Raw genomic sequence first — 11,250 nt, 5'->3', positions numbered from 1 at the left:
CCTCAGTGACGGTTTGCGGTCGTAAGCAACTCACTCACGATAGAAAGTAATTTTGACATCCCCTTTATATCGGCAAAAACTGTTCCAGCTTTATTTATAAGTTGATTCCGAACTTCAGGCTGGTTTTGTAAAATCATTAATTGAGATACGGCCTCGGGTAAAGTATTGCTTATTTGGCAACATTGATATGCTGCCAGTGCGTCCAATTCGGCATTTTCACACAGGTGTTTGACCGGTAACAGGATAGTGGCTGCCCGTGCGGCGATAGATTCAAATAAGGATAAGCCGTAACAGCTTAATATTATTGTTGATTCGGCCTGTAATTGTGGCAGGTTGCTCGGATTATGGAGAACCTTGATCTTGGAGTCACTTTTGATCTCAGGCGCCTTTGCTAACGGGCCTCTTATCCAAAGGTAATCCCAGTGAGGGTTGATCGTATCTTCCAGTAAATTGGGTAGATATCGACCGTAATCCAGCGCATCTGTGCCGCCCGTTAAAATCATTACTTGCGGTTTTTTAGGGAGCAATGTGATTGGACTAAAGAGATAATTCTGCCAACCATAACTGATATTGGGATGTTTAATACTGCAATAAAAACTCGGAATAAATAGCTTATCGACACTTTCTACAAGCGCAGTTAGCTTATCGAGTGCTAGTAATGCACGGCCTTGCAATTTGGCATGGTGGCAGGCATTTTCAAGGGCTAGCGTATCAATAAAATCGGGATGGAAATCCAATATCAACAGAGGATTATTGTCCTGCTTAATGCAATTAAAGAGTTCAACTTCACCATCAAACCATTGCACTTTAGTGTGTAGCCAAGGGAGTTCATATGGGGAGCCAATAACATGTAATTTGGTGCCTAAACCTAATTGTTCCTGCAGTGCCTCGGCAATTAGGGCACAGCGTTTGAGGTGTCCCATACCGATGACACTATCAACGTGGCAATAAAGGCTTACCTTAGGATACTGTTTATCGGCGGCTTTTTGCTGCACATGGGTATTTATTGCGGCTAATGCAGGGTCATCAAGCAGTTGTTGCTGTACCCATTGAAGGCTTACAATCGACTCCGCACCATGGTGGACATACCAACGAAGGTACACCTCTGCCATAAAGCGAAAATCGGCAGGGGTATCCACGGAAATCCGGTGCTTTATCCGTGAATAATCCGCACTATCGTCAATAGAGAGATAATCAAGTACAGGGGTGAGTTTATCTGCATAACCTACGTGTTCCCGAGACATGTCGCATTGACTGGCTGTCATCAGTTTTTTCCATCCCCTTTGGCTGTAAAATGCCATTCCCTCATGAATTGAGCTTACATTGTCACGGAGCTTAATACTGTCCTTGTTTGATGCCATTAGTGCCGTTAAGGCGTGATCGATAAAATTGGGGTCTATAAGTGGGCAATCACCACAGATATACACGATATAATCAGGTTGTTGTCGCTGGATGATCCTATCAAGCCTGCCCATCAGATCATTAACATTACCTTCAAAGGGGACACAGGTTAGCTGGTTTTCTTGTGCCCAATTGATTAGGGGTTGGTTGAACTCATCTGCAGTTGTGGCAAGTTCTATTGCGCTAATTGTGCTACACGTCTTTAGGCGCCTTAAAATATGGCCAATAATAGGAAGAGTATTACCTGCGGCATCACAAGCAAGTGGTAGCAAATGTTTACCAGCTAAGCGACTAGAGTTAAGGCGTGCGCCAATGATGGCGAGTATTTTGGTCATAGATTAATACTCTCAGGGGTAATGCAGAGATTGAAATCGAGTAAATTGCCACCTTCCTTGAGTGTCTCATCGGCTTCTGCTAACGAAAACCATAATCGATTAAGGTATTTATCATCTATTTTTTTACTCGAAATCATGGGGAGTGCAGCACAATTGGCGGGATCCCAAGTTAATCGCACGCCACATTGGCCGCTGCCAAACCGAATTTGGCCAGCAGTAGCACCAATGGCGCTATTTGCGGAAACAATTGAAGAAACAGGAGAACCTTGGTCCATATCCTCTTGTATTTGAAAAAACTCTTCCTGTTCACCACCGAGATTGGTCTGGTACCAGGCTCTGTTATCACAGCCGAGTAAAGTCAGATAACTGAGTCGGATTGAGGCTTCAGGGCGCTGCTTGTCCTCAAAGAAAAGGCCTGTATGCAAAGATTCATGCTCGATACGGTACCATTTAATGATGGCGCCACTTTTTAATGATTGACGGCAATAAATCACTAAATTGCCCTCTGCGCAGCCCAATTCATAATTCACCCGATTGAGATCGGTGACACGATCACGTGCACGAAATCGTTCCATTAACAAATGATTCGAGTAGAAATCAGCACCATAACTAATATGGTCGAAGAAACCATGGGATAAGGTACCTAGGACGGGTTCAAAGGCGTGGGACTTAAAGGCTAATTTATCAATAGCCAATCCACGGTTACCATTTAGGCTCAGGTGTACTTTAGGGGTACGAATATGCAAACGACGTCTTTGTGTATCGTACTCAATCTGAATATCTTCTTGTGCTTCCCAAGGCGCAAATACTGGCGCATTAGCAGGATTAGCAACCAAGTTAAGTTGCTGATAGCGTTTTGCGGTGATATGGGTACGCAGATCGCTTGCCCACATACGGCATAAGTTTCGCCAGTCTTGCTCTGTTGCATGTGGATTATGTGCGAGTGTGGTGAATAGTTGATAGCATAGACTGTTGAGTAGGAGGTCATTACGACCACTTAATCCCCAGCGGCTAACATTATATTTAGCTTGTTTTTTGACTGAAACCGGATGCTCTGCATTGGTGATTTCCACCGCATTTGATTCTTGCCAAAACTTAAGAATGTGTTGAGGCAACTGCCAACAATAGTTGTCCATCCCCGCAAGAGTGTTAAAGAGGGTGGAAATCCGCTGCCATTCTCCTTCAACGTGATCCGCCTCAGTTTGATAGCGCCCGGGACGAAAGTCGAACACTTCGGCATCACTGCCATAAACTGGAAAGGCCAACATACCAGGTTTGAAGATTTTAACGAGATAGTGCAGATAATCTTCTAGTGTTAATTCACCATGAACATAACGCTGGAACTTTTGAAAAGCGATTGCGTGGTTCCAAATCACCTTAATTGTTCTACCACTTGCGGCTTGTAAACTCTGTGGCCTATCTAACAGTGTGTTGGACCAGTTTGGATTATGGGAGTAGGGATTATCCCATTCCACCACTACAGCTTCAAAACCTTGATCGATATAAACATCTAAGAGCCCTGCTGAAACGGCTTGCTCATTGATATAGGCAATTTGAGGACGCACCCCAAGCAAGGTGTGATAGGTATCCTGCCCAAGACGGAGGTTAGCCTGATTGACTTTTGCAGGAACCAAAGGCCCAATAATTTGGCTATCACCGCTGGCGATAAGTTCGCACATTCCTTGTTGGAGCAATAGTTTGAATTCCTGTACCCATAGAGGGTCAACCTGTTGAACTGCTTCTAAGGTATAGGCCGTCATTTCAATTCCAACAGGAATACCTTTTTGCGCTATCTGTAGGAGTGGCCAATAGCATTTGCGAATGACAGCGGCATGTTGTTCATTTTCAATGGAGGAAAAGGCCAGATTGAGATGAAATACCGTGTAGAGGGCAGTAGTCATACAGGTTCATCCTCATATTCGATATGGATCAACGCCAGCGCAGCTTCTGCTCTAGCTATTGCATCGGTTTTGTTATCGGCACTCGCAATAGTAAATCCCGCTCTTTGCGTATGATTAACAAGCGGATAAATTACGCTTCCAGGCGCGATAAATAGCGTTAACATTTCTACGCCAATGGCTTGATTTGCTTGCGATACTCCATAAATATGACGTACTCTGCCTGGTGCTAAATCAAGGTAGCGAATAGCGACCGCCCGCTGATATTTAGCTGTAACTTCCTCTGTGGTTAAGGGCTCGCCAAGGGCGAGTTTGATAGCCTTTTCGATAAAGTTAACGCCAGTCGCAAGGGGGATTTGCGTGGTCGAAAAGAATCCGCCTGAGAGTCTCCCTGCAATTTCAATCACTTTAGCGCCTTGAGCCGTATAGACCATATCTCCCTTGGCTACGCCTTGGTTGATCCCAAGTGCCGCTGCTGCTCGTTCAACAGTGGCAATAACCTCAGCTTTGATGTTTGCACTAACACCCGTAGGAGCATCGCCGCCATTTTCAATGATAAAAGGCTTCGTTCGAGGGAGCCACTCATAGTTACGGTCGGCAAAACCGAGGGTATAGTAGCGTCCACGATCGACCAAGGTTTCTGTACTGAACTGTGGACCTTCGAGATATTCTTCCAGCATGACCCTTGAGGTTGGGGATTCTCTGGCAGCCAATTCCCATGCACTATCCAGCTCTGAGGCCATCTCTATCAGTTGCACCCCGCGTGCGCCACGGCTATCAACGGGTTTAATAATCAGTGGAAAGCCAATCTGATTGGCTTGACTAAGTAAAATTGATTTATCAGATACATCCGCAAAGCGTGGAATAGGAATACCTTCTGCTTGCAGCCTCTTTTTCATTGCTAATTTATCAGAAACCCAAAAAGCTGACTCAAGTGACAGGCCTGGCAACCCCAAGTCATTACTGACGATAGCTACACTTAAAGGTACATCGGCACACATGGCGATCGCACCATCAATATTTACGCCCTGTGTTTGGAGTTTTTTGACTTCTGCTAAGATGGCTTGACCATCGTAGGTACTGGCAATAATTGGCCAATCTGCCATGGTAAGTCCTGGGGCGGAGGGGTTGCCATCAGCAATAACAAGTTTAAGTCCCATTTCCTTGGCAATGCGGATACCTTCACAGGCTTCTACGCCTGCACCCACAATCAGTAAATTCTTTGTCATTAATGAGTCCGAGTATCGTCAACATTGTGAAGTCTTAAGGTGAGAATACCTTTATCTCTTAGCCATTTGAGCGCATCAAAAATTTCTTTCTCACTGGCGTAGGATGAGATGAGGACACAATCTCCATCCTGCCAATCGATTGTATCTGGTGCTTGGCAAATCCACTCACCTTGCCTTAATCCCCACTTTAGTTTGGAGGTATCAGTCAGTCCCGTTATAACGCATTCGTCGATAAGATTCGTGTTGGCAACAATTTGGCATGTATGGATACCTGCACCCCAAAGGAAGATTCGCTTACTTTGCTTAAGTGCTGGTAATATTGCATTTAAACAACCTTGCCAGTACGCCACTTCTTTTGCGCGGTAATCAGACAAAATAGCCCTATTCCGGCAGATATTGGGTTGTGCATCATCACAGTGGTCTTGTGCTTTGGTACTTGCTAGCACGCCAATAATAGGCGAAAGGTTACTGTTGTAGTGCTCGACTAGAGATACAACTGAATAACCCGCTTCGCTCAGACTGCGAACCAAATTATCCCGAGTGTAGTAATTAATGTGTTCGAAAGAGAAAAATCCAGGGCATAGACTGGCAGGTTTAGCCATGAGTGGCACTTCGACATAAATAAACCCCTCTGCCATGTTCTGTTGCAGGTTATGGCATTTTTTTAGGGTGTCTTGGGGACGATAAAGATGCTCCAGCACATGGGTCAAAATAATTAGCTCAAATTGTTCGTCAGTGTCAAAATCTTCTGCGCTGCCGAGGATACAATCGATTTGATATAACCTTTTTGCAAGTTCAACTGACGCTGTACCTGGCTCAACGCCTAGGACTCTGCTAATTCCTGCCTCGCGAAAACGCGATAAGGTATAACCGTCAGAGCTACCAATTTGCAGTGCTGAGTTGGGAAGGAAACCTATGCCTCTACGAATAAAACGAATTTGCTCATCAAGGTCTCTAATCTTGGCTTCAGTTGGTTTCTCTTGTCTTCCTGGATTAGTGTAAACCGCCATCGAGCTATAAAACGTCATCATTTCATCGAAACTAACCGATGGACTTTGACAAACAGATCCACATTCAGGGCATACAGAAAAACCAATTTCCCTTGGTGCGAGGCCTGGAAGAGCCCAAGTTGTTGAAAAAACAACTTCAGTTTTTGATTGACAAAGAAAGCAATTTCTTATCATTAGAGCATCCTTATCCGAAGTACATTCCGCCATTGGCATTTATGGTTTGTCCACTGAGATAATCACTATCTTGGGAGGCGAGAAAGAGGGCGATTGAGGCTATATCTTCAACTTTGCCAAGACGTCCAACTGGAATTGCCGCTGCTTTTTGTTTGCCTGTCTCGGTATTCAATTCATGCTCAGTCATTTCTGTTGCAACTAAACCTATAGCAATCGTGTTGGCTCTTATCCCATCTCGCGAATAGATTTTTGCAATTGATTGGCTTAGGTTAATAAGCCCTGCCTTGGCTGCGGCATAGTGAACTTGGTTATAGCCTCCCCACTGACCTCCAATGGAGCCAATGTTGATGATTCTGCCAAAGCCATGCTGTTGCATTGCAGGAATACACGTTTGTGCGAGCAAGAATGGACCGCGCAGATTAGTGTTCAGCATAGTGGTAAAATCATCGGCAGTAATGTCGCTAAAGGGCTTTTCCTGGGCTATGGCGCCATTATTAATCAGTACATCAATACTTCGATTAAAATATTTTTCGACCTCAGTAATACATTGTTTAATACTCTCAGGTTTTGATTGATCTAATGCAAAAGCGGCTACCTTATCCCCTAAGATGTTAGCTAATGACACGGCTTTATCTTGGTGATTAAGGTAAGTTATAGCGACCCAATATCCCGCCTCCGCAAAGGCTTTGGCGATACCGGCACCAATTCCTCTGCTTCCACCTGTGATCAAAACGAGTTTAGACATTTGATGGATCCCTTGGATTACCTTGCATGTCAAAGTAAGGCCACATTTTATCTGTTGTTTGACCCCCTAATAGCATTGGGAGGACATCATGCTGTGTGGCAATTTCGATATGAAGCAGAATGGATTCATCGGTCTCAATAAATTCAGCCAATGTTTGTTCTAGTTTAGCGCTATCACGACAATGCAATGCTTTAATGCCGTAACCTTGAGCTATTAAGGCAAAATTAGGCGATTGTTTGTTACCGCAAGCAGTATCGGTTTCCCAATTCATTAATTGGAATTGAGATACTAAGCCTAGTCTGTGGTTATCCAGAACCAGTATTTTGATCTTAAGGCCTAACTCCTTGAGCACGCCCAGTTCTTGGATATTCATTTGGAATGAACCGTCACCCGCGATACACAAAATGGTGGACTCTGGTGAGTGGATTGCGGCACCTATCGCTGTCGGGAGATCATAGCCCATGGTGCCATGGCCTGCCGAGGTAAAAAGCTGGCGATGGGGGAGGGCAAATCTAAAGTGCCTTGCAACCCAATGTTGATGTGCGCCAACACCTGTGGTGACGATAGTGTTCTCTGGTAAAGAGTTGCTTAGTTTTTCTAGCAAGAGTTTAGGTGCAATTCCTGGATAATCTGGGTAGGGCCAAGCTAATTGCGCTTTCCACTGCGAAATGGTGTTATGCCATGATGATAGATTAGGTGGTGATAATTGAGCAAATTTGGGGTGTAAGGCATCAAAAAATTGCTCAAGTTCAGCTTGAACAGCCTTATGGTGAGCGATACGACTATCAGTTAATTCTCCAATATCTAAATCGACTCTAAAAATTTTCGCATTGGAGGCAAAGGCTGTTTTCAGTGTGCCAGTTTGGCGAACATCTAATCTGGAACCTAATACCAGTAATAAATCACACTCAGCAATGGCTTTACCTGCTAATTGGCTACCTGTATGGCCATGAAACCCTAAAGACCCAGAATCATCGGAGTCCAAAACTCCAACGCCTAGCAAGCTATGGCTCACTGGCGCAGGCCAGTAGTTTCTTAAGGTACGGATTGCATCCACTAATGCGGGTGATGTCATACCATTACCGCAAATAATCACTGGTTTTTGCGAATGTTCAATGGCATTGATTAGTTCATCTATAAAAGTGCCTAGCTCAGTGTTATTGACTGGATAAGCAACCATTTCGGGAACTTTGATGGATTCAGTTGCTGCACTGCGTTGAACGTCCATTGGTAAATCAATCGAAACCGGGCCTTTTCTGCCTTCTAAAGCCAGTTGCCATGCAATAGGAAGAATAGCGTATAGTTCTTCACTGTTTTTAGGTTGGAATTGTCCCTTAGTGATAGGTTTCATCAATGATGGGGTATCAACTTCTTGGAACCCAGATTGCCTTACTCGTTTTTGGCCTGTGAGGTCGCCAGTACCCACTTGGCCCGTAAATACTAACATCGGAATACCATCAAAATAGGCATCGGCGACGGGCGTTAATACGTTGGTTACACCTGGGCCTGATGTTACTGCCACTATACCTGGTAATTGGGTTAGTTTGCCTTGAGCCAGTGCAGCATAACCGGCACCTTGCTCATTTCGTGAAGTGTAAACGGTTACTCCGAAACGTTTGCAAGCATCTAATAAAGGAGCGATGGTTCCACCGGGATAATTGTGAAATGCTTTAATCCCTTGGTGGGCTAAAAATTCAATAATAGCATCTGCCACTACTGTAATTGGGGACATACTCATTATTCTGATACTCCAAACTTTTCTCTTTGAGACTTCATTGGGCGTAATCCATCTTGCGGATCGGCTCGCCATTCTCTATCTGAGGCTTCGCTGGCAACAAATTGCTTTACTGGGTTTCCATCAATGACAGTTGCAAGTTTGACTCCCTGAATTACCGTTGCAATTTGTTGTGGTAACCAGCAATGACCAGCAGCGTATTCATCGCCTGTTTCATCTAAATCTAAATGGAACTCGACAACATCGGCTTCCCATCTGTGTACGGCCCGATTAATGACAGCACTGGAAACAGTATGATCAGACCATCCAACTTTAACTTGGTAACGATTTCTAAAACTACCTAAAACGGCTAAGTTACATTCACGTTCTGGGGTTGGATATGCAGAAACACAGTGCAGTAAGGTAATGTCACTGGCACCATTTTCTTTCAAGGTTTTTAACGCGTGATCGATTTCTTCTATCGTGGCCATGCCCGCTGAAATCACAACTGGTTTTCCTGTTTTCGCGCAGGCCGCGAGTAGGTCGTCCCAAAGTAATTCATAGGATGCGATCTTGTAGAAATCCACAAAGGGTTCAAGCTCTGCTACCGCGTCGAGATAAAACGGGGTACAAGAAAACTGAATACCGTATTCATCGCAGGATTGCTTGAGTTGGGGTAGAAAACTGACGGGCAACTCCCATTGTTTACGTTTACGATGCATTTCACTCTTAGACAGAATCTCAGGTGCAAACAGTTCTTCAATTTTAAACAGTTGAAACTTAACGGCATCGCAACCTATGTCAGCAGCTGTTTTGATAAATTCTATGCAACGCTGTAAGTCTCTATGATGGTTACTAGAAACTTCGGCGATGAATAGGGGGGAATGATTAGTCATAGTGGCTCACACAATGGTGTTGATAACGTATTAACGGCAAATGACAGGGAAGCTTTATGTTAGTTTAGCTACTGACAATGGCAATGAGCTCATACTCTAAGTAATCAGCCAGACTAAGCCAATCGTGTTGTTCCTGAGCTTGTAACATTGGTGCCAGCATTTGCTGAAACGAGGGTAATTGCATCAGCTCGGGGTGATGTTTCTCAATTGAATCGAGGCATAAACGAAATTCCACTGAGGCCTGAGCTTCCTTGCCTAAACGGAAGGAGTGGGCCGCTTGGCAAAGCATGTCTTCAAGGGACTGTTTTGGTGAAGGTTTTGGCGAATTATGTGGTTTAGACGACATTAAATCAGCTCCTTATATTGCGAACCGCGGATCTTCGCGCCCGATAAACTGGCTTGGTAAAACTTCACCTGTGGATGTTTAGCAATATAGCGTTCTAAATGTCGTAAATAAGCGCGAAGATTTAGATCAGTTGCAATCCGTTGACCTTTACCATTAATCAACCAATGTTTTGCTTCTCTCACCTTTTGTATCACAGCTTCAACCCATATTTTTTCAGATTTGTCCTTGCTTTCAAATGGATAATCATTCCAAAAAGCATGACTTTTATTATTGCAGTAACAAAAGTCACAGCCTAATAGCGTGATTTCTTTAGCATGTAACTTAACGGCTAAATCAATTGCTGGGTGAATCACACTGCCATTTGTAAACAGTCTCAGCTTGGGGTTCAGCTGGGCCATGCTGTCGTAAATTTTACTCGTGCCATAAGCCACAAATCTTGGCCCTAGCCAATGGGCTAATACTTCGGGGGCTACCCGAGGAAAATACACAAGATTGATTTCTTGGGTTTCTGACAAAGGCAAATGATAGGAGGAAATTAAACCGTCAATACAGACGACAATATCAGGCTTAATCTGATGATGAAGTAATCCACGCAAAGCCGTATCCGCAGCAATCAATAAGGGTCTCGATGGGCTTAAACTCAACTGCTTAAGATAAGCATAATGTTCTTCTAAAGATGGGCCAGAACCTATGACGATTGCTTTGTATGGATTGTAGCTTTTCGTTAAATGGGCAGCATCGGGATCATTAGTAATAAACACCTGATTATCGGCAAAGCGCTTAAGGATCTCAGGATCATCAATTTGATGGTGTCGATTGGTGAAATCACGATTAAGCTCCATCACCAAGAGATCCCTCAGTGTGGCATTGTCATCACTGACGAGATTAAGATCTGGGGTAATGGCAACATTCGGAAATTGCAGCGTGGCACTGGGCATCGCATTTAATAGCACATTCGGATGACAGAGCCATTCCCTCTGATCGGTGTAACAAAGCAGTAATGCGAATACGGCTAAGTTTAAAATGCAAACTTCGATTTTTTGATATTGCGGGTTATCCGTTAGTAGACTCGGCACATCGCCCATTCCTACCCCATAAACCGTGACTTGCTGAACATTTGAGGGAAGGGTACTAATAAACAGCTGTGCTTCAGCGATGCGGTCATGGCGACTGCTGAGCTGAATGCCATTAACACTGATAGTTTGGTTTTGGCCTTGGACTAAGTGTGCATCAAGATGGTCAATTGATTGGCTTTTTATCGCAGCAGCCACAATTGGCCAGCGTTTAGCAATAATACTCAGATTAGTGGCAAATAGTTCAGTCATTCCGTTTCCTCGGAAGCTTTCGTGTTGATATTACCGACATCACTATCTGGTCTCTCCACAGGGACTCGAACCCCGATCGGCCGCTTAGGAGGCGGCTGCTCTATCCTGTTGAGCTATGAAGAGACGCTGGTGATTATACTGGTTTTATCTTTGATTAAAAGGCTTATGATTTAGTTG

General features: G+C 44.3%; 9 protein-coding genes and 1 tRNA gene. All 10 read right to left on the bottom strand.

The annotated features are described in order from the left end of the window. Positions 1–2: 2 nt before the first annotated feature. Positions 3–1,736 carry an acylneuraminate cytidylyltransferase gene (locus SHEWPOL2_RS00425; protein ID WP_037424861.1) on the bottom strand — a complete coding sequence of 578 codons (1,734 nt, stop codon included), beginning with the start codon at positions 1,734–1,736 and terminating at the stop codon, positions 3–5. Then, positions 1,733–3,637 (bottom strand): glycoside hydrolase, encoded by a 1,905-nt coding sequence (locus SHEWPOL2_RS00420; protein ID WP_037424859.1) that lies wholly within the window; start codon positions 3,635–3,637, stop codon positions 1,733–1,735. The genes SHEWPOL2_RS00425 and SHEWPOL2_RS00420 overlap by 4 nt, the downstream gene beginning before the upstream one ends. Further along, positions 3,634–4,863 carry an ATP-grasp domain-containing protein gene (locus tag SHEWPOL2_RS00415; RefSeq protein WP_037424857.1) on the bottom strand — a complete coding sequence of 410 codons (1,230 nt, stop codon included), beginning with the start codon at positions 4,861–4,863 and terminating at the stop codon, positions 3,634–3,636. Before SHEWPOL2_RS00415 ends, SHEWPOL2_RS00420 begins: the two co-directional genes overlap by 4 nt. Then, positions 4,863–6,047 carry a methyltransferase domain-containing protein gene (locus SHEWPOL2_RS00410; RefSeq protein WP_037424853.1) on the bottom strand — a complete coding sequence of 395 codons (1,185 nt, stop codon included), beginning with the start codon at positions 6,045–6,047 and terminating at the stop codon, positions 4,863–4,865. Before SHEWPOL2_RS00410 ends, SHEWPOL2_RS00415 begins: the two co-directional genes overlap by 1 nt. A gap of 10 nt (positions 6,048–6,057) precedes the next feature. Continuing rightward, on the bottom strand, positions 6,058–6,792 hold the full coding sequence (locus SHEWPOL2_RS00405; protein WP_037424851.1) for an SDR family oxidoreductase: 735 nt from the start codon (positions 6,790–6,792) through the stop codon (positions 6,058–6,060). Continuing rightward, positions 6,785–8,530 (bottom strand): thiamine pyrophosphate-binding protein, encoded by a 1,746-nt coding sequence (locus SHEWPOL2_RS00400; protein ID WP_037424849.1) that lies wholly within the window; start codon positions 8,528–8,530, stop codon positions 6,785–6,787. The genes SHEWPOL2_RS00405 and SHEWPOL2_RS00400 overlap by 8 nt, the downstream gene beginning before the upstream one ends. Next, entirely contained in the window at positions 8,530–9,402 is an 873-nt protein-coding gene (locus SHEWPOL2_RS00395; protein ID WP_037424841.1) for an N-acetylneuraminate synthase family protein, read from the bottom strand. The genes SHEWPOL2_RS00400 and SHEWPOL2_RS00395 overlap by 1 nt, the downstream gene beginning before the upstream one ends. Before the next feature lie 64 nt (positions 9,403–9,466). After that, positions 9,467–9,748: a hypothetical protein gene (locus SHEWPOL2_RS00390; RefSeq protein ID WP_050991283.1), complete on the bottom strand. Its 282-nt coding sequence runs from the start codon at positions 9,746–9,748 to the stop codon at positions 9,467–9,469. Continuing rightward, positions 9,748–11,073, bottom strand: a complete 1,326-nt coding sequence (locus SHEWPOL2_RS00385) for a 6-hydroxymethylpterin diphosphokinase MptE-like protein (protein WP_037424837.1) — start codon at positions 11,071–11,073, stop codon at positions 9,748–9,750. Before SHEWPOL2_RS00385 ends, SHEWPOL2_RS00390 begins: the two co-directional genes overlap by 1 nt. 47 nt (positions 11,074–11,120) lie before the next feature. Then, positions 11,121–11,196, bottom strand: a tRNA-Arg gene (locus tag SHEWPOL2_RS00380). Between the last annotated feature and the right edge of the window lie 54 nt (positions 11,197–11,250).

It is taken from the genome of Shewanella sp. POL2, assembly GCF_000282755.1.
Lineage (GTDB): Bacteria > Pseudomonadota > Gammaproteobacteria > Enterobacterales > Shewanellaceae > Shewanella > Shewanella xiamenensis.
The sequence above is the reverse complement of the archived record's forward strand: the minus strand, read 5'-3'. Positions and strand labels throughout refer to the sequence as shown.